This window comes from Pectinatus frisingensis, from assembly GCF_014076555.1.
GTDB classification, from domain to species: Bacteria; Bacillota; Negativicutes; order Selenomonadales; family Selenomonadaceae; genus Pectinatus; species Pectinatus frisingensis.
Genome location: NZ_CP045424.1, coordinates 2,065,334 through 2,085,162 on the forward strand (window position 1 = coordinate 2,065,334; position 19,829 = coordinate 2,085,162).

Sequence of the window (19,829 nt, forward strand, 5' to 3'; positions counted from 1 at the left end):
CTCCTTCTTTATGCGGCTATTCCAGCCATTCTCTTGAGTGTACGAATAATAATAGCCAGTGGATTATCCAATGTTTTTTGAGTCAATTTAAGCTGCACACAATTGTGTTCGTTTTGAAACTTTATCAGCCCGCCCAAGTATTTACGCATGAGCAGCAAATTTTCAGCCTTTATTTTATGGTCAGGCAGCAAAGTAAATTCGACCCGATCATTTTTTTCTACTATCGATTTTATTCCCATATCACGAGCCAGATTTTTTATACCGGCAATCTGCAATAAATTAGCAACAGGCAGTGTCAGTTTCCCAAAGCGATCTTCCATGTCTTCTTTCAGATTAAGCAGCTGAGTATCATTGCGCAAAGCAGCAATTCTTTGATATATTTCCATCTTGTGCATAGCATCATCTATATATTCACCATCAATATAAGCATCAACTTTTATTTCAATCAGTGGTTCCTCTTGTATTTCTATATTTTTACCGCTGCCCAGCTGTGCAACGGCTTCTTCCAATAAGCGGCAGTACATTTCAAAACCGACGCTGGCAACATGTCCATGCTGCTGAGCTCCAAGTAAATTACCGGCGCCGCGTATTTCTAAATCCCGCATAGCTATCTTAAAACCTGACCCCAGTTCAGCAAAATCCTTTATGGCCTGCAGACGTTTTTCGGCAGTTTCAGTAAGTACCTTATCCCTTTGATAAACAAAATAAGCAAATGCCATATTTTTAGAGCGTCCTACCCGGCCGCGCATTTGATATAGCTGTGATAAACCAAACCTGTCAGCATCGTAAATAATTATAGTATTAGCATTAGCTATATCCAGTCCATTTTCAATAATACTGGTAGCCAACAATACATCATACTTTCCCTCGTAAAAATCCATCATCGCTTTTTCCAGCAGTATTTCAGACATCTGCCCGTGAGCTACTTTGATTCTGGCTTCAGGCAGCATATCTGTCAGTTTTAAATACATTTTGTCAATGCTTTCGACACGATTATAAATAAAATATACCTGGCCGCCGCGCCGCATTTCCCGTCGGATCGCATCACTGATAATTGTATCGTTATTTTCTATGACATAGGTTTGTATGGAAAATCTTTCTTTTGGCGGCGTCTCTATCACACTCATATCCCGTGCGCCGACCAAAGACATATGCAATGTGCGGGGTATAGGTGTGGCACTGAGCGTCAAAACGTCAATATTTTTACTCATTTTTTTGATTTTTTCTTTTTGTTTGACACCAAATCTTTGTTCTTCATCAACTATCAAAAGGCCTAAATTACTAAATTTAACTTTTTTACTATTCAAAATACTATGTGTTCCGATAAGTATATCAATTTGTCCGGCAGCTAATTTTTCCAAAGTATTTTTTTGTTCTTTAGGAGTTCTGAACCGGCAGATTACATCGACTGTTGGCAAAAAGCCTTCAAATCTGGCGCTGAAGGTTTGAAAATGCTGCTGTGCCAATACTGTTGTCGGTACCAATACTGCCACCTGCTTACCATCCATAGCTGCTTTAAAAGCTGCCCGCATGGCCACTTCGGTCTTACCAAAACCGACATCACCGCATAATAGCCGATCCATCACTTTTTCTTGCTCCATATCAGCTTTTATTTCTTTAACAGCAGCAAGCTGATCCGGTGTTTCTTCATAGGGAAAGGCTTCCTCAAATTCTTGCTGCCACGGTGTGTCCGGTGGAAAAGCATACCCTTTGCTGCTTTTTCTTGACGCATAAAGTTCAACAAGTTCCTTGGCAATTCTTTCAACTGAGGCTTTTGCCTTTGCTTTAGCTTTATTCCACGCTATACCATCCATTTTGCTGAGATGCGGTACATCACCTTCACTGCCAATATATTTCTGCAGCAAATGTACCTGATCAATTGGCACAAATAATTTATCGTCGCCGCCGTATTTTATATTAAGGTAATCCCGATGTATCCCATTAACGGTAATTGTTTTTACCCCAAGATATTTACCGATACCATGGTTAATATGCACAACATAATCACCAACATTGATATCGCGGAAATGAGTTATTTTTTCTCCCTTATTGGCCGGGCGGGCTATTGAACGTTTTTTCTGACGCCCCATTATATCTTTTTCCGTTATGATTACTGTATGTGCGTTAGGGAATTCAAATCCATTAGATAAACTGCCCGTCACAATACATACTAATCCCTTAGTTAATTTTCCTGAGCGTGAAAAATTAGCCGGAATTTTGTGCTGATTTAATATGTCATGCATATATTCGGCTTTTTGCTCGTCATCCATTACAATTATTATGTCATTTTTATCTTCCAGCCAATTATTTAATTCATCGCACAACAGCTTGATCTGCTTTTGAAACGGAGCAACTGCTTTTACAGTCATGCTTATCATTTCATCCGGTTCAGCCGCCGGTATTTTTTGCAGCATTAATGAATAATACAATATATTATTTTTACTGGCGGCAGCCACTATCTCGTCCCAGGAAAAAATTTCATCTTTTATTTCCGGTGTTTCCCGAACCATAGCACTGATATCCTCACGAATCCGCAATGGTTCATCAATCAATACGACAGAATTTTTTGGCAAGTATGACAAAAATACTGCCTTTTCATTTGATTCACCGGTCGGTGCTAACGGCATTATCGTCACTGTACTGATATTTTTTACGGAACGCTGTGACTCTAAACTAAAAACCCGGATCGATTCTATTGTATTATCAAAAAATTCTATACGAAAGGGTTCCGCAGCGTTAATCGGAAATACATCGACAATACCGCCGCGCTGACTAAATTGCCCCATATGCTCCACCTGTTCGATGGATTCATAGCCTAATTTGACTAAATTTTGCAGCAAATCTTCCCGTTCTATTTCGGCACCAATTTTTACCTGCAGACTATATTTGTCAAAATCAGCTTTCGATAAATTTTTTTGCACTGTCGAGGCCGCATTAGCAATAACTACCAGCGGATCTTCCTGATGAGTCAGGCGGCCCAATATCTCCATGCGTTTTCCTGTAAGCTCCATGCTCTTTGCCGTAGCCGAAACACTTACCACGTCAAGTGCCGGCAATTCAACAATTTTATCATTGGGCAAAAGTCCCGCCAAATCATCCAGCCAGCTTTCAACAGCTTCATTACTGCTGCAGATGATAACTGTCATTTTCGGTTTTTGCAAATAACAATCCGCAGCTATCACATGCTTTTGAGTGCCAGATATCCCATATATATAACTTTGCCCTTTATCCCGGCCATAAGAGCTCAATATTTTTTTCACTGTCGGGTCAGTTGAAATTTTATCAAAAATGATGTTCATAATCGTCTCCCCTTGCCCAAACCAAAAGGGGACTACCAAAATATATTCCTGATAGTCCCTGGGCGCATGGTTTTTATTATAATGTGCTAAATAAATATCGTCAAGTAAACTTTATGCGCTGTAGACAATTTTCTGTCTATATAAATTATTTTGCTAAATTCGGTAAAAAATATATTTCACCGGTAAAATGTGTTAAAATGTATTTTTATAGTTTGTTTTTTATATTTGTTTTTATCATCCAATTTTGGCTCAGCTAATTTTCCGTAATTATTACAAATTTGAGGCCGTACCATGAAAAAATTCATAGCATTTGCTTTCATCATTTTATATTTTACATTGGTTTGCATCTTTTTAACAGAAAAAACTGATGTACTCGCACTAAAAAATATTCCTTGGAATATCCAATTTAAAAACGCTGCTATTATCAGCTGGCAGCGATTCCCCTATCCTTGTTATTATGAAATTGATATATTTGCCAAAAATCCCGACAGCCTTACCGATGATTCACCTTACCATCTGCTAAAGAGAGATTTTTCCTTTGATAACGAATACAAACTTCCTCCTGCGGTCACACCCGTATACTATCAAATTAAGGCTCATGGTATGTTCGGCATGATTGGTACACCTTCACCACTGACCGGTAATCCTCGTTTCACTGCCAATCCTCTCAAGCCAATACTGCTCACTGACTACACACAAAAAAGTCCTGCCAGCCAGCGGCCCTTTTTAACCTGGCATACCGTTCCCAACGCAGTTTCATACGAATTGGAAATATTATCCGGACTGCCGGATAATCCCAATGGAACAAAACTTTCCACCAGTAATCATCTATACAGCACGCACGAAATTTTTACGCATGGCTGCCAAGTTGATCTTTCACCATATTCGGATTCACCCAAGCTTTATTGGCGAATACGGGCACTTGATGTCCACGGCAACCCTATTGGCATATTTTCTGATGCCCGTCAAATATATGTTGACAAGCATGCTTCTTCCCCACAAAAGCCCCTGATTGATTCATACGATACTCTTCCAGACGCACAGGTACCGCTCTATCCGGTATATCACTGGATTCCCTTGCTCAATGTCAAACGTTACGAAGTGGAAATACTTGATCATCCACCGACAGCACAAAATACCACCAGTCCTTCTAAAAATCGTCTGGAGGCACTTACCGTTTACAATCTTTTCAGCTGTTATGATCCCAAGCCTTATATTAAACCTGGTACATATTATTGGCGTGTCAGGGGCATTGATGATGCCGGCAACACCATCGGAACCTGGTCCGATACACAGGAAATGCATATATTACCACCAGCCGAACGCAGTGTCGATGTTGCTACTTTTGGCGACAGCATCACACACGGCGGCGGCAATATATCGTATTCACCGGCCAATATCGAATACAGCTATCAAACTTATCTGGACTTTCCTACAATAAATCTCGGCAGGAGCGGTGACACATCACACACATCACTGGAACGTTTTGACCATGATGTCCTTCCTTTTAAACCGCGTAATCTGCTAATACTGTGCGGTTCAAACAGCCTGCGCGATGAAAGCATCTCTGCGCAGATGATAATTGATGATCTTGCCGCTATTCGCATCAAATGTGAACAAAATAATATCCGTCCGGTTTTCATGACTCTGCCGCCGCTTAATCCGGCCAATATACAGTCTACATTCAATGTCACCACTGATCCTGCCTGGTGGAAAAAACAGCAGCAGGTCAATATGTACATCCGTACATTACCCTATTATATCGATCTGACGCCTTACCTTACTGATTCATCCGGACAATTATCTGAAAAATATTCCCCGGATGGCCTTCATCCTGATTTACTCGGTAAACAAATAATGGGAACAGTAGTAAATCAGCACAAAAACTTATTTATTTGGTCTGAATCGACTCCTTAGCAGTTTCTTGCCATAAAAGCCGCTGACTATGTGCCATCATTGGCAAAATTAGTCAGCGGCTTTATTTTTAACCCAGATCTTCCAGTTCCTGAGCCGCTCCCATAGCAGCAATTATTCCATGTTCAAAAGTAAGTGCTCCCTGCATGTAAACACTATATGGTTCACGCATCGGTCCATCAGCACTTAATTCAATAGAAGCTCCCTGTACAAATGTTCCTGCTGCCATTATCACCTGATCAGCATATCCCGGCATATCCCAGGGTTCAGGTGTAGCAAATGAATCCACCGGTGAATATTTTTGTATACCGCGACAAAAAGCAACTAATTTTTCTTTGGTTTTCAATTCTATTGCCTGAATTATATCACCACGCTTATCATTTGGCCGCGGTGCCGTAATGTAACCAAGGCGGGCAAAAAATGCTGCGGCAAAAACAGCACTTTTCACTGCTTGAGCCACTACATGCGGAGCCAGAAAAAAGCCTTGGAATAACAGTCGATTATTGGCAAGTGACGCCCCGAGTTCTCCACCCATACCAGGTGACGTCAATCGATATGAAGCCAAATCTACCAAATCTTCTCGTCCGACAATATATCCACCGGTAGGAGCAATGCCACCACCCGGGTTTTTTATCAAAGATCCTCCCATGATATCGGCACCGACTTCAGTTGGTTCTTTGGTTTCAATGAATTCTCCATAACAATTATCAACAAAACAAATACAATCCGGTTTTATACTTTTAACAAAATCACATATCGCTCCAATTTCATCCACCGTGAGTGTCGGCCGCATGCTATAACCACGTGAGCGCTGTATTAAAACCAATTTAGTTTTTGCATTGATGCAGCGCTTCACCGAATCATAATCGACATGTCCGTCTTTGGTAAGCTCGGCCTGGCGATATCCTATATTAAATTCTTTCAAAGACCCTGCCGCAGCTTTTTCATAACCAATAACGGTGCGCATAGTATCATAAGGTGCGCCCATGACTGCCGCCATTTCATCACCAGGCCGCAAAATACCAAACAACACAGTTGACAACGTATGAGTACCAGAGACAAAATGAGTCCGAACAAGCGCTTTTTCGGTTTTAAATACAGCCGCATACAGTTCTTCCAACTTACCGCGTCCGATATCATCATAAGCATACCCGGTCGATGTATTAAAATGTGCATCCGATACTTTCACCTGACGCATAGCATTTAATATTTTCAAGGTGTTGTGCTGCGCTGTATTATCCGGCCCCGCAAAGTACTTTTCACATTCCTGCAGCGCAGTATTTTTAGCCTGGATTATTTTTTCAGAAAACATATTTTCTCCTTTATCAACATTACTATAGCAATTTAACTTTACACCCCATAGAAAAAGCCCCTATCCTGCTGGATAAGGGCTCAAGCTAAACGTAAGAGCGCGTATATTAGTTAGCACGCTGAACTTTGCTGCTGGTGCGCAGGCAACGAGTGCAAACGTTGATGCGTTTTACTTCGCCATCCACTACTGCACGCACACGTTGAATATTAGGTTTCCATTTGCGTTTAGTTTTCAAATGAGAATGGCTGACATTCATACCTGCCATTTCACCTTTACCACAAATTTCACAAACACTTGCCATCTATAATACGCCTCCTTAATTATCACAAGTTAGTCAAAACACAGTAAAAATAATATATCATAAATTCGATAAAAAAGCAATATTTATTTATCGTTTTGCATACACACCAATGGTCAATTCATTTAAAATCGGCCAATATTTTTGTGAAAAATATCGGCAAACGGCCGCTGCGATAACAGACAAAACGACTGTGCCCAAATAGAATGCTATACTGTTATAAGCCGTCATTACCATATTCAGTTTAACCATAACAGCTGCCAACAAGGCAATAAAAACCGGATGGCACAAATAGGCAAAATATGAATGACGTCCCAATAGAGAAAAAGCCTTTTCTAATAGCCGCGGTAACTTACAATTATAAAACTCACTGAACAAAAATATACTGGCCCCGATCGTATAAAACACTCCTGCCGGTGACAATTGATGGGCCGTGTTAATAGCCTCCAAAACAGTATAATTTTCTATGAACAGACAGTAGTAATAATATGCCAGCAGACCTAATAATGACACAAAGAAAAATGCTGCGATCGACAGGCGATAATGTTTCATAAATATTTTAAAATCATCGTAATGGACTGCCAGATAACCGCCCAAAACAAATATGAATATATAATGCAGTACCCAATAATTCAGTCGGTAAACCAATAAATCCCGCAGTACCGGATTGGCAATTCCATATGGATTCATAACAAAACTTGAATAGTAGTCAAATGCTATCTGCAGCACCAGCAGCACTGTCAAATTTATACAGCTGCTATGTTTCACCATGTATTTCCACAGTGGCATAAGCAGATAAAACCAGATCAGTATCACCATAAAATACAATTGATAACAAGCCGTGCCAAAAAACAGCATACTGAGCAGCTGTAGTGGATTGAGAAGGGAAAAAGCATGGTAACGCCAAACATAAAATACCACATACAGCAATGACCATGCCACATAAGGAACGATGACCGTCCTGGCACGCTTTTTCATAAAATTTTTATAGTTAAGTGACTTGTTTATATCCAGGTTATAAAAAAGCCCAAATGCTGAAATGAAAAAAAATATCGGCACGGAAAATCTTGTAAAAATTTCAAAAACTGCCACCAAATGGATATTTGCAGCTGCATTTACAATATACTGTGATCCTACATGAATACCAATAACTCCCAGCATAGATATGCCGCGCATATACTCGATGGCATTTATCCGCGGTTTTTTTAAAGCTCCGGCTTTATCCATTACGGCTTATTTACCTTCTGCAGCGAGTCGTCCAATCAAAGTCTGCACCAATAATACCTGCGGTACGACTGTATCAAGCTGCAGCCTTTCCTGTGGTGTGTGAATATCAATATTAGTCGGGCCAATCGATATGATATCTATCACATTGTTTTTATCAGCAAAATAATTGCATTCAAGCCCGCCATGAATAAATTCGACTTTCATTGGACGGCCATTTTGTTCGGTAAATACCTGTCCGGCCAATTTTACCAGCTTACTGTCAGGATCGCCGTTCCAAGCCGGAGAAGTAGGTGAAAGCACCGCTTTAAAGCCGCTGCATTCCGCTGATAACCGCTGTGCCGTTTTAATAAAAGCAAGTGATGCGTTAGTAGCGCTTCTTGATAATACATGAACTGTTATCTTGTCATCTGCAATGTTCATACGCCCGATATTTGATGATAATTTGGGCAGCTGCGCTGTTTTTTCCGACATAGCGTACACGCCGCTGTGTACCATGCACAAAAGTGCGATAAGCGCCTCGGTAGATTTGCCATCAATTACCTTATCAGGCAGTTCCGTCTGTTCAAAAACAAATACGGCATTTTTTTCTGTTGCCCCATATATTTCCTGAAATCCTTGTTTCATCTGGGACAAAGTCTGCTCAATTGCCGGTCTGTCTGCCGCATCGCAGACTATTTTTACCGATGCCTGTGCAGCTATTGCATTATCGGCTGTACCACCGTTCATATCAGCCAAAGAAAATTGAATATTTTTTTCCATCAGGTTTTCCAAAATAAAGCCCAATATTTTTATTGCATTACAGCGATTCCGCCCGATTTCTGTACCGGAATGACCACCCAAAAGATGCTTTATGCCAATATGCAGTGCACAATTTCCCTGCGGTTTATTCCATACGACCTGCTTTTCCATCGCAATCCGCACATTACCGGCACTGCCCACCGTAACCATATCGTAATCTTCCGAATCACAATTGATCAGATATTTAACATTGTCTAAATATTTTTTATCCAAGCCGCGCGCCCCGGTCATCGATTGTTCCTCATCAACGGTGAAAATAACCCTCAGCGGTCCATGCACAAAATCCTGTGCCAAAACATATAGTATGATGGCAATTCCCATACCGTCATCAGCTCCAAGGCTTGTTCCTGCCGCTGATAAAAACTTCCCATCATTATGTATCTTTATTGAATCGTGCAGTGGATCATAATCAACGCCAGCCTCAGCTATACATACCATATCCATGTGCCCTTGCAGCAGTATGAGTGGTTTATGCTCAAAACCTGCAGCGGCCTTTTTATCTGCAATAATATTATTATACTCATCTTGAATCACTTTAAGCCCCATGCGGCGCAGCCGCGCAGCCAAATAGTCACTCACCTGTTTTTCATGACCTGATGGCCGGGGAATTTTCGCCAAACCTTCAAATTCAGTCAAAACTGATTTTAATATAACATTTTTATCCACTTAAAATGCCTCCTAATAAATGCTATAACTTATATCCTAACAAATTAAATATAAAAAAACAACGAATTTGCGATAAAAAAAGGATATTAAAAAATTTTATTGAATCTTATTCATTATAGTAATTTACTATTATTGCAAAATATTTATCAATAAAAATTATATTTTGTTGAAGGATTTTTGTAAAAAAGAGAGAATTAAACCTATCTGATTCATTAAATTTCAATATACGGGTGAACATGATGTTTGATAATACTGTTTATAACGACTTTGTGGAAAAAGTCGCTGCTTCATCCGACATCTTGAAAGTAATAGCCTCCTATGTTCCGCTAAAAAAACGCGGTCATAATTATTGGGGTTGTTGTCCCTTCCATAGAGAAAATACTCCGTCATTTTCCGTAGTGCCGGATGAAGGTTTTTTTTATTGCTTTGGTTGCCATAAGGGAGGTAATGTATTTAAGTTCTTATCATTGATTGAAAATATCTCTTATGGTGATGCCATAAAGCTTCAGGCTGAACGTCTCAATATCCCCATTCCGCACAAGAAACGGTCTGAGGCAGACTTGAAACGAGAAACAGAATTGAATAGTTTATATCAGCTTCACGATATGGCACAAACATTTTTCCATAATTGTCTGACAAAAACTAATTATGGCAAAGCAGGTCTGATTTATCTGAAAAACCGCGGTATTGATAATGCAGTTATTGAAAAATTCCATTTGGGATTTGCTCCTCCCGGATGGGATAAATTGTCTACAGCCTTCATTAAGCGTGGCATCAGCGAATCCCTGCTGCTTAAAATCGGACTTATCGGGAAAAAGAAATCTGGCGGCTACTATGACCGCTTCCGCGAACGCGTTATAATCCCGATTAAAGATGAAAAAAGCAGGACTGTTGGTTTTGGCGGACGTGTCATCGGTGCTGAAGAACCAAAATATCTCAACTCACCTGAAACACTATTATTCAACAAACGCCAGCTGCTGTTTGGACTTAATGAAGCCAAACGGGCCATTCGCGAACAGGATTATGCTATCATCGTAGAAGGTTACATGGATGCTATTTCGCTATCGAGCCATGGAATAAACAATGTCGTTGCTTCACTCGGCACAGCTTTTACTGCTGAGCAATGCAAAAAAATCACACGGTATTCACCGAATATTTATTTTTGCTATGATAGTGATTCTGCCGGTCAGACGGCAACTATCCGGGCATTATCAATAGCCCGGGCGCACAATGCCAATGCCAGGGTAATTCATATTCCAGATGGAAAAGATCCTGATGAATTTATCCGTAAACATGATCCTGCCGCTTTTAAAAAACTCATAGCTAATTCTTTGAATTTTATTGATTTTCATTTGCATTATATTATGCAGACGACAGATTGCACTACCTTGGAAGGTAAGGTCAAGGCAGTCTCTTTCATACTGCCGATTCTAGCTTCTGTCGATAACCTGGTTGAATCAAATGGCTACATAATAAAAATCTCCCAGGAATTAGGCATAAATGAAACAGATATGCGCAATGAACTGCAAAAATACCGGCACAGTAAGAATCGCTTTGAGCCGGCTGCAGCAGTGTCGGGTCGTCAATTTGCCAATAAAACTGATGATGCCGCCACTAAAGCCGAACGCTATGTGATCAACAAAATCTGGCATGAGCCGGGCCTGCTTGATTATGTTTTGGCTGCAGTGCCGGCAGAGGAATTTCATGATACCGCCCATCGCACCATATTGTTGTTCATGGACAACCAAATCAAACAGAATCACATAATGAATAATGTTACTGCCTCAGAAAATCTAAGTGACGAAGCCTATGCAGAATTATCACGCTGTATAGTAGAACAAAAAAACGATGCTGAATCTAATTTATTAGATGATTATTTAAAATCAATTCATCTGTCATTTTTAAAAAAAAGTTATCTTAAGCACAGTTTAAAAGCTGATGAACTGGAACGTAAGGGTGATGACAGATTTCAGCAGGAACTTATCGAAATTCAGCGAATTAGAAAAGAAATGGATGGAGCTAATTGAGTGCTATACGAATCATTCTATATCTTATAATATCGGAGAGGAGGCAGGTAAATGCAATCAGCAACTAAACATACATCTACCGCTATCTCGCAAAGTGCCGACTTCATAAAAGACTTGCTTTCCAAGGGAAAGAAAAAAGGCGGCGTACTAACATATGGCGAAGTAATGGAAGCCTTGCAGAATATTGATCTTTCACCTGAGGAAATAGATGAACTATATGAAAAATTTACTAAAAAAGGCATTGATATCGTCGATGAAGGTTCAAATGAAAAATTATCCGGCAAAACGGATAATATCGAAGTAAAAGATTCAGATGACAAAAGTGATGAAGATGTTGATCTAAGCATACCGGAAGGTGTCAATATTGACGACCCGGTTCGTATGTATCTAAAAGAAATCGGCAGAGTTCCTTTGCTTAATGCCAATGAAGAAATAGCCCTGGCCAAGCAGATGGAACAAGGTGATATGAATGCGCAAAAACGTCTGGCAGAAGCCAATCTCCGTCTCGTTGTCAGTATTGCCAAACGCTATGTCGGCCGCGGCATGTTGTTTTTGGATCTGATCCAGGAGGGCAATCTAGGTCTTATCAAGGCTGTTGAAAAATTTGACTACAACAAAGGTTATAAGTTCAGCACCTACGCTACATGGTGGATTCGGCAGGCCATTACCCGTGCCATAGCCGATCAGGCACGTACTATCCGCATCCCGGTTCATATGGTCGAAACCATCAACAAACTCATTCGTGTTTCCCGGCAGTTACTGCAGTCCCTGGGACGCGATCCGACTCCGGAAGAAATTGCCAAAGAAATGGATGTAACAGTAGAACGTGTACGTGAAATTATGAAAATCGCTCAGGAGCCTGTTTCTTTGGAAACCCCTATAGGTGAAGAAGAAGACTCGCATTTAGGTGATTTTATTGAAGATCATGATGCACCGGCACCAGCTGAAGCAGCATCTTTCGTTCTGCTCAAAGAACAGCTTGAAGATGTCCTCAAGACACTTACTCCGCGGGAAGAAAAAGTTCTGCGGCTGCGGTTCGGCCTTGATGACGGAAGAGCCAGGACACTTGAAGAAGTGGGTCAAAGTTTTGGTGTCACCCGGGAACGTATTCGGCAAATCGAAGCCAAGGCACTAAGAAAATTGCGTCATCCAAGCCGCAGTAAAAAATTAAAAGATTTCCTCGAATAAAGGAGTATTTGCGTGAAAATTTTAGCACGTCAGCTTGTAATTGACATGTACGACTGTAAACCTGAAAAATTGAATGATATCAGTCTACTATCAGCTGCTCTAAAAAATGCGCTTGATGATAACGATTTCCACCCTTTACAAACCGAAATTAAAAACCTTAAGGGAAATCATTCGATGATTTTTCTACCTTTATCAGAAGGTCACCTGATAGTCCATGTTTATCCACTTTTAAAATATTGCGCTGTCGATTTATTTATCTGCGAACAAAATATTCTTTCAGAAAAAGCTATTTTATCGCTGCGCAAAGTCATAAAACCAGATAAAATAAAAATAACGTATTTGTGTCGTGGTGATTTTGGTACTATTTCCGATATGCGTCCTCATACAAAGGTGAAAATTACAACTCTGCGACGTATTCATAATACAGGTGTACGAGTTATCCATCTTTTACCGGGTCGCAATTTCGTTAAAAAATTACGCCGCAAAAATAAGGGCAATAAAAAATAAAAGCAGCTGTGGAATATCATATAAATATTCCACAGCTGCTTTTATTTTAGACGATATAGATTCCGCCGTTCCGTCTTTATAACAATATTTTGTTCATCCGGCCGTCTTCTTTTCGTTTCCGCATTGGCATATCTGCCGATGTTGATCAAAACGCCAATACTAGCCATATTCAATATCAATGATGTACCACCATAGCTTATAAAAGGCAATGGCACACCAACGACCGGTAAAATACCAATCACCATATATAAATTAACTGCTGCCTGGCCGACAATCAACAGCATAATACCGCAGGCCAGCATTTTTCCAAACCCTTCGCCGGCTCGCCTGGCTATTTTACCGCAATACGCCGCCAATGCCACATACAAACCAAAAACAAACAATACAGCAAACAGACCATTTTCTTGAGAAAAAACAGCAAAAGCAAAATCAGTATGCGCTTCCGGTAAATAGGAATATTTACTCACGCCTCTTCCCAATCCCATGCCAAACACACCACCAGATCCAATAGCTGACAAAGATTGAACGGTCTGATAGCCAAAGCCCTGTGCCTGTGACCAGGGATCATACCAGCTCTTAATCCGGTCTAACCGATAAGACTGCAATGTCACTAATATACCGAATAACACTGCTGCCGCCAATACCGTATAAGCTATCCATTTGATTTTCATCCCGGCAATGAAGTGCATCAGCAGGGGAATTCCGGCCACTAACAAAGCTGTTCCCATATCCGGCTCCAACTCAACAGCAGTCGCCATGAGTACAGCAATGATAAATGTTCGATTGAGTAAGGGAATAGCTTTATGATTATCGATCTTTGACCCCAGAAATGATGCCGTCATTATTATACTGACTAACTTAGCTATTTCTGATGGCTGAAACTGCATAAAACCAATACCGATCCACCTTTTGGCTCCATTTACACTAGTTCCGGCCATCAGTACTAATATTAACGCACCTATGGTAAACACCATAAGAAATGGCACAAAAACCCGCAGTTTATGATAATCAAATTTCGCTGCACAGAGAAAAACTACTGCACCAACCACTATGCTTATTAAATGTCTGACAAGGAAAAAATAAGGATTGTTAAAATTCATCTCAGCAGTTATGAAACTGGCACTAAAGACATTTATTGTGCCGATAATTATGAGCAGTACCATAATAACCAACACTGCTTCCATATCATTCATCCAAAATTTTTTCTTTTGTACTGATTGCTCTCTGCCCGTTATATTCACGGAAATACAACCTCGCAACGATTTATTTTTTCACCGAATCCACTGAATTTACGCTCATATTCAGTCACAAAATCTTCACATGCACATCCTTGCGCATGTAAATCATAGCTGACGCTCCTGACGTCGCAGCCAGCCAATGCAAATTGCTCCAAAGAAAAATCGAACAATGACTTGTTGTCCGTTTTAAAGAATAATTCTCCGGATGATGCTAATAATTTATGATATTTTTCCAAAAATGTAATGTAAGTCAGCCGACGCTTGGCATGACGTTTTTTCGGCCACGGATCGCAAAAATTTATGTAAAAACGATTTACTTCTCCATCATTAAATAATTCATCAATACCATTTATATCAAAAACAGCCAATCGCACATTTTTTAGATCAGCCTCATTTATTTTACGTGCGGCATAATAAATTATATCCTGCTGCAGTTCAATTCCCAAAAAATTTATTTCCGGGTGTCTGGCAGCTGCCTGACAGATAAAATCCCCCTTGCCGGTACCAAGTTCAACATACAGTGGTGCATCATTGCCAAAAATTTTAGTCCACTCACCTTTTAAACCTGCCGGAGTGAAACTATCTTTGAGAAACACAAAATCCTTATATGCCGCGATAGCTCCCGCTATCCACGGCCGTCTACGTAACCGCAAAAAAAGCTCTCCTTTATTATACTCGCATTGTGATAATTAAATACCTGTCTTGAAACTTTATCTTGTTCCGTTTTCAAATATTAAGTCGGCCTTTGGATAAATGCAAGGAAACGCACAAATACTCCGGCACGAATTATATTTGTTTTAAATATCAGGTATCTGCCAATTTATCGGTTTTTGTCCCGTATCAGTCAAAAAATCATTTACCTTTGAAAATGGATGACTGCCGAAAAAGCCATTATAAGCCGATAATGGACTGGGATGAGCTGATTCAACAATAAAATGCCGCGGATTAGTGATCATTGCTTTCTTACGTCTGGCCGGCCCACCCCATAAAACGAAGGCAAGTGGTTTTTCCCTCTCATTCAGCAATGAAATCACCTTATCGGTAAAACGTTCCCACCCAATTCCCTTATGTGAATTGGCCTGATGTTCACGTACTGTCAATACGGCATTCAATAAGAGCACTCCCTGCCGGGCCCAGGAAAGCAGGCAGCCATTATTGGGGATCTTACATCCCAAATCATCATGCAGTTCCTTAAAAATATTCACAAGTGACGGTGGTGCTTTCACTCCCGGTTTGACCGAAAAACTCAGCCCGTGTGCCTGCCCGGGACCATGATAAGGATCCTGCCCTAAAATTACTACCTTGCATTCATGATAACTGGTATAATGCAATGCATTAAATATATCGTACATACTGGGAAATATTATTCGGGTCCTATATTCATCTTTCAAAAAATCCCGCAATTTTATATAATAATCTTCCTTTAATTCTGCATTGAGATAGTCCGCCCAATCATTCTTAAAAATTTGCATAATCTTGTTGATACTCCTCAAAGGCCATTTCTATTTAAATATTCATTATATATTATATATAAAATCGCTTAATGTAACAAGTAAAACAAGCATTTTTGCGCACTGGTGCAATTAATACTTTATTATTTGCAATAAAAATGGAGCTGTCACACAAATAACATTAATCTCATAAGGATGCACTCCATCACCGCTGCGCGGTTCCCCGCCCTTCTACAAGCGAACAAGGGAAGCAGAATATTGCATATTTATGAATGAAAAAAATTACGTGCAGCAGCCCCATTACTGATATTTATAAATTCATTATATTATAGCTTTTTTATTATATCGTAATGATCAATAAAATCTATTTTTTTCTATTTATATTTTATGGCGGCAACTAAAATATTTATGTGCAGAATAGATAATATTATTGCACATTTTTTTAAAAATGAAAATCTATCTGTGTACGGAAAAGATGTCTGGTTGCATTGTGATCGTCAGCTGTATCTATATTTCTTTTTTGATCGGCATAAAAGGTTTCCCATTCAACATTCTTATAAGGTACATATTTAACACCAACAATCCAGCCCTTCGTGTCTGACGGCAGAGAATTCCATTCGTCATCATGTGAATAATCACCATATTTAGCAAAGTTGATGTATCTGGCATATGCTCCAAAAGATCCTATATCATCCAGTTTTGTGCCTTTATAATCTATGCGGCATTCCTTACTAGTATTGTAATCGTCCGCATTTGTCCTTACATAGGTTCCTGTAAGCATCAAATTAGGAGCAACATTTGACCGCAGTTCAAATGCCCCCATCCTATCCATTTTTTGATTATTATCATAATTTTTATTACCAGCCAAAGTTATGCTTGTATCCAGCTTGGGAGTTAGTTTCCCGGTGAAATTAACCCCTTTTATTGTTGTATCCTGCCCATATGGCATTGTAACCAGATCTCCTTGGCGCGGTCTCAATAAAAATACTTTGGCATTCCAGTCCTTAGTTATGTCATAATCCAGCTGAATACCATCTGCTGCATGTCCAAAGGGAACATTTTGAAAACCGTAACCCCACCACTTTGTCCCTACAGTAACACCTAATTTCCCCGGATGGCCTTCCACCCATATACGCTGGAAAGTACCATCCTGATCGGAGCTGCCGGAACCGGAATCACCGCGCCAGGATTGATTGACTGTATAACCCTTGCGTGTTTCACTCTGAAAATGTGCTTCCCAATCTTTTGATACTTTCATCTTGCCTTCTAAATCCATATAAAAATGCTTGTTATTATTGCCGGCTCCGATACTGCCACTGTCATCATTATCATATTTAGCTCTTATAAAACCAAATAGTGTAATTTTATCAACTTTTTCTTTTAATGAATTATAGTCACTATCGTTGACGTTCATTTTTTGCAGTTCTTTCTCATATTCGGCACGCAGCTGCTGCATCTTTATCAGTTCGGCTTCATATTGCTCTTGGAGTTTCTGCATTTTTTCATGATCAGCTTTATCAATAGAATTTTCTTGTTCGCTTTGAGAAATACCGGTGCTGTCTGCCTCCATATTCCATGTGCTGTTTTGATCATTGCCTGATGCCGACACACCGCCGGGAAATACAGCAGCTGCTGCCAATAACATAAATATACTTAATTGTTTTTTCATATTATTTATTTCCTTTCTGAATTTTCATTTTTTTATAAACAATATACATTGATAAAACTGCCCTTCATTTGCCCAAGCAGTCTTATCAATGCTATGGCAGTTATTTCATATATACAAATATCTGCTGCCGATTTCATTCACCATTGGAAAGATTTTCACCATTACTTTCTATTACTTTTTTATACCAATAAAACGATTTTTTCTTTTCCCGCTCAAGTGTTCCCCGTCCTGTATTATCTTTATCAACGTAAATAAATCCATAGCGTTTTTCCATTTCTCCTGTACCTGCCGACACGATATCAATCGGTCCCCAGGTGCAATACCCCAAAAGGTTAACCCCATCTTCATCTACGGCTTTTTTCATTTGTTCTATATGGGCTTTGAAATAATCAATACGCTCATCATCGGCAAATTGCCCGGTTGCATTTCGTGTATCATTGATACCGATACCATTTTCAACAATCATTAATGGTAATTCATAGCGTTCTGACAAAAGATTGAGAACGTACCGCAAACCTACCGGATCTATCTGCCAACCCCATTCAGATTGTTTTAAATATGGGTTATCAACTGCCGTGGCAAATCCACCGCCTACTGATTTCATTAATTGAGGATTGGCCGATACCGCGTAACTCATATAATAACTAAAAGAAAAATAATCAACGATTCCTTTAGTCAAAATAGCAAGATCACCATCTTGCATCTTTATATCGTATCCCTCGTTTTCCCATTCCTTAACCGCATAAGCAGGGTAATGTCCACGACACTGCACGTCACCAAAAAAGAACCTTTTATGCATTTCTTCAATTTGTTTTATCTGATCTGCCGGATCGCAGCTGTAAGGATAAACCGGCTGCATTGATAACATGCAGCCTATCTTGAATTCAGAATTTATTTTATGCCCTTCAATTACGGCTAATGCCGATGCCAAAAATTCATGATGTGCCACTTGATACATAACAGCCTTCTTATTTTCACCAGGTTTATATATCACACCGGAATTAGTGAATGATAAAAATGGGATATCCAAATCACTTTGATTATTTATTTCATTAAAGGTCAGCCAGTATTTTACTTTATTCTTATATCGTTCAAATACAGCTGTCGCAAAGCGCACAAAAAATTCTATTATTTTGCGATTTCGCCAACCACCATATTTAGTTACAAGATTATATGGCATTTCAAAATGTGACAATGTTATTACAGGTTCAATATTGTATCTGTGTAATTCATCAAATAAATCATCATAAAATTTTAAACCTGCTTCATTGGGTTCCAGCTCATCTCCATTGGGAAATATCCGAGTCCAGGCTATACTGGTGCGAAAACATTTAAATCCCATTTGAGCCAGCAGGGCAACATCTTCCTTATACCGGTAATAAAATTCAATACCAGAATGGTTAGGATAATTTTTCCCAGCAACAACTCCATCAGTAATTTCCCGCGGTACACCGTATCTTCCTGCGGTCATTACATCTGCGACACTTACTCCTTTACCACCCTCCTGCCAGCCACCTTCCAGTTGATGAGCTGCTACAGCTCCACCCCACAAAAATCCTTTAGAAAATCCCATATAATAATAACCTCCACTTAACTATTTTTTGTTGAATTTTTTATAAACATCGATAAATTCTAATGCAATTATTTTGAAACCTTCGGCACTCATAAGCTGATCTTCCGCATGCAACAGCAGCAAATTAACAATTCCCCGACTGCCGTTTGCTTCTTCTTGCAGCAGTTCAGCATGTGATTTATGGCCTTCATTAAAAACGGTGTCACCCTCCCCGATAAGTGTTTCTGCTGATTTAAAATCACCTGCTTTAGCCTTTTGTATTGCTTCTATATAGCAGCTGCGTGCCGTTCCTACTGCCGATATAATATTAAAGGCAATTAACTCCAATCCTTCCATTTTATACCTCCCAATGATCAGTCACCCAGCTTCTGTTTGGCAAACTCAATAACTGCTTTACCATCCATTTTCCCATATAAACGCATGTCTATTGCCGCCACTTGCACACCGGGACATTGTGCTTTAATCTTTTCCATGGAAAACCGTACCTGCGGTCCCAATAAAATCAAATCTGCATCAGATGCTTTTGTTTTTGCTTCCGAAGTGGGATAAGCTGCAATTTCACAAATATATGCCATTTCCTGCGCCGCAGTCTGCATTTTTTTTACCAGCATACTGGTTGACATACCTGATGCGCACAATAATACTATTTTTTTCATAAATTC

16 protein-coding genes are annotated in these 19,829 nt (G+C 39.7%); 4 read left to right on the forward strand and 12 right to left on the reverse strand.

The window, feature by feature from the left end; all coding sequences use genetic code 11:
• Positions 1-8 precede the first annotated feature (8 nt).
• A complete protein-coding gene (gene mfd, locus F8M42_RS09650; RefSeq protein WP_182186308.1) occupies positions 9-3,299 on the reverse strand; it encodes a transcription-repair coupling factor in 3,291 nt (1,096 codons plus the stop codon).
• Between the two features lie 291 nt (positions 3,300-3,590).
• On the opposite strand from mfd, the gene F8M42_RS09655 reads away from it, so the two are divergent.
• Positions 3,591-5,216: an SGNH/GDSL hydrolase family protein gene (locus F8M42_RS09655; protein ID WP_182186310.1), complete on the forward strand. Its 1,626-nt coding sequence runs from the start codon at positions 3,591-3,593 to the stop codon at positions 5,214-5,216.
• Positions 5,217-5,283: 67 nt separating this feature from the next.
• Here F8M42_RS09655 and F8M42_RS09660 read toward each other — a convergent pair whose 3' ends face one another.
• The 4 genes from F8M42_RS09660 to pepD all read right to left on the reverse strand — a co-directional run bounded on the left by F8M42_RS09660 (position 5,284) and on the right by pepD (position 9,514).
• Positions 5,284-6,525, reverse strand: a complete 1,242-nt coding sequence (locus F8M42_RS09660) for a methionine gamma-lyase family protein (RefSeq protein WP_182186312.1) — start codon at positions 6,523-6,525, stop codon at positions 5,284-5,286.
• Between the two features lie 106 nt (positions 6,526-6,631).
• Positions 6,632-6,826, reverse strand: coding sequence for a 50S ribosomal protein L28 (gene rpmB, locus F8M42_RS09665; RefSeq protein ID WP_182186314.1), 195 nt, complete (start codon positions 6,824-6,826; stop codon positions 6,632-6,634).
• 87 nt (positions 6,827-6,913) lie between these two features.
• On the reverse strand, positions 6,914-8,050 hold the full coding sequence (locus tag F8M42_RS09670) for an acyltransferase (RefSeq protein ID WP_182186316.1): 1,137 nt from the start codon (positions 8,048-8,050) through the stop codon (positions 6,914-6,916).
• 6 nt (positions 8,051-8,056) lie between these two features.
• Entirely contained in the window at positions 8,057-9,514 is a 1,458-nt protein-coding gene (gene pepD / locus F8M42_RS09675; protein ID WP_182186318.1) for a beta-Ala-His dipeptidase, read from the reverse strand.
• Positions 9,515-9,750: 236 nt separating this feature from the next.
• Here pepD and dnaG point away from each other — a divergent pair, with 236 nt between their 5' ends.
• Genes dnaG through F8M42_RS09690 form a run of 3 tightly spaced genes read left to right on the forward strand, consistent with a single transcriptional unit; the run spans position 9,751 to position 13,236 of the window.
• Positions 9,751-11,541 (forward strand): DNA primase, encoded by a 1,791-nt coding sequence (gene dnaG, locus F8M42_RS09680; RefSeq protein WP_326832809.1) that lies wholly within the window; start codon positions 9,751-9,753, stop codon positions 11,539-11,541.
• A gap of 51 nt (positions 11,542-11,592) precedes the next feature.
• On the forward strand, positions 11,593-12,729 hold the full coding sequence (rpoD, locus tag F8M42_RS09685; protein ID WP_182186320.1) for an RNA polymerase sigma factor RpoD: 1,137 nt from the start codon (positions 11,593-11,595) through the stop codon (positions 12,727-12,729).
• A 12-nt stretch (positions 12,730-12,741) separates the two neighbouring features.
• Positions 12,742-13,236 (forward strand): S-adenosylmethionine decarboxylase family protein, encoded by a 495-nt coding sequence (locus F8M42_RS09690; RefSeq protein ID WP_182186321.1) that lies wholly within the window; start codon positions 12,742-12,744, stop codon positions 13,234-13,236.
• Positions 13,237-13,277: 41 nt separating this feature from the next.
• Here the strand turns inward: F8M42_RS09690 and F8M42_RS09695 are convergent, their stop codons facing one another.
• The 7 genes from F8M42_RS09695 to F8M42_RS09725 form a co-directional block, all read right to left on the reverse strand.
• A complete protein-coding gene (locus F8M42_RS09695) occupies positions 13,278-14,477 on the reverse strand; it encodes an FtsW/RodA/SpoVE family cell cycle protein (RefSeq protein WP_229711326.1) in 1,200 nt (399 codons plus the stop codon).
• Positions 14,474-15,127, reverse strand: a complete 654-nt coding sequence (gene trmB / locus F8M42_RS09700; protein WP_182186323.1) for a tRNA (guanosine(46)-N7)-methyltransferase TrmB — start codon at positions 15,125-15,127, stop codon at positions 14,474-14,476. Before trmB ends, F8M42_RS09695 begins: the two co-directional genes overlap by 4 nt.
• Before the next feature lie 144 nt (positions 15,128-15,271).
• Complete coding sequence (locus F8M42_RS09705; RefSeq protein WP_182186325.1) at positions 15,272-15,946, reverse strand: uracil-DNA glycosylase; 675 nt, start codon at positions 15,944-15,946, stop codon at positions 15,272-15,274.
• Positions 15,947-16,367: 421 nt separating this feature from the next.
• Positions 16,368-17,594: a coiled-coil domain-containing protein gene (locus F8M42_RS09710; protein WP_182186327.1), complete on the reverse strand. Its 1,227-nt coding sequence runs from the start codon at positions 17,592-17,594 to the stop codon at positions 16,368-16,370.
• 133 nt (positions 17,595-17,727) lie between these two features.
• Complete coding sequence (locus tag F8M42_RS09715; RefSeq protein WP_182186329.1) at positions 17,728-19,167, reverse strand: 6-phospho-beta-glucosidase; 1,440 nt, start codon at positions 19,165-19,167, stop codon at positions 17,728-17,730.
• 21 nt (positions 19,168-19,188) lie between these two features.
• Complete coding sequence (locus tag F8M42_RS09720; RefSeq protein ID WP_182186331.1) at positions 19,189-19,503, reverse strand: PTS lactose/cellobiose transporter subunit IIA; 315 nt, start codon at positions 19,501-19,503, stop codon at positions 19,189-19,191.
• Positions 19,504-19,520: 17 nt separating this feature from the next.
• The gene (locus F8M42_RS09725) at positions 19,521-19,823 is read right to left on the reverse strand and encodes a PTS sugar transporter subunit IIB (RefSeq protein WP_182186332.1); all 303 of its coding nucleotides are present in this window, start codon (positions 19,821-19,823) and stop codon (positions 19,521-19,523) included.
• Between the last annotated feature and the right edge of the window lie 6 nt (positions 19,824-19,829).

What these genes read in the sequence shown, in the direction of transcription:
- mfd (WP_182186308.1), bottom strand. Translation starts at nt 3,299, where the DNA reads ATGAACATCATTTTTGATAAAATTTCAACTGACCCGACAGTGAAAAAA.
- F8M42_RS09655 (WP_182186310.1), top strand. Translation starts at nt 3,591, where the DNA reads ATGAAAAAATTCATAGCATTTGCTTTCATCATTTTATATTTTACATTG.
- F8M42_RS09660 (WP_182186312.1), bottom strand. Translation starts at nt 6,525, where the DNA reads ATGTTTTCTGAAAAAATAATCCAGGCTAAAAATACTGCGCTGCAGGAA.
- rpmB (WP_182186314.1), bottom strand. Translation starts at nt 6,826, where the DNA reads ATGGCAAGTGTTTGTGAAATTTGTGGTAAAGGTGAAATGGCAGGTATG.
- F8M42_RS09670 (WP_182186316.1), bottom strand. Translation starts at nt 8,050, where the DNA reads ATGGATAAAGCCGGAGCTTTAAAAAAACCGCGGATAAATGCCATCGAG.
- dnaG (WP_326832809.1), top strand. Translation starts at nt 9,751, where the DNA reads ATGATGTTTGATAATACTGTTTATAACGACTTTGTGGAAAAAGTCGCT.
- rpoD (WP_182186320.1), top strand. Translation starts at nt 11,593, where the DNA reads ATGCAATCAGCAACTAAACATACATCTACCGCTATCTCGCAAAGTGCC.
- F8M42_RS09705 (WP_182186325.1), bottom strand. Translation starts at nt 15,946, where the DNA reads ATGCAAATTTTTAAGAATGATTGGGCGGACTATCTCAATGCAGAATTA.
- F8M42_RS09710 (WP_182186327.1), bottom strand. Translation starts at nt 17,594, where the DNA reads ATGAAAAAACAATTAAGTATATTTATGTTATTGGCAGCAGCTGCTGTA.
- F8M42_RS09715 (WP_182186329.1), bottom strand. Translation starts at nt 19,167, where the DNA reads ATGGGATTTTCTAAAGGATTTTTGTGGGGTGGAGCTGTAGCAGCTCAT.
- F8M42_RS09720 (WP_182186331.1), bottom strand. Translation starts at nt 19,503, where the DNA reads ATGGAAGGATTGGAGTTAATTGCCTTTAATATTATATCGGCAGTAGGA.
- F8M42_RS09725 (WP_182186332.1), bottom strand. Translation starts at nt 19,823, where the DNA reads ATGAAAAAAATAGTATTATTGTGCGCATCAGGTATGTCAACCAGTATG.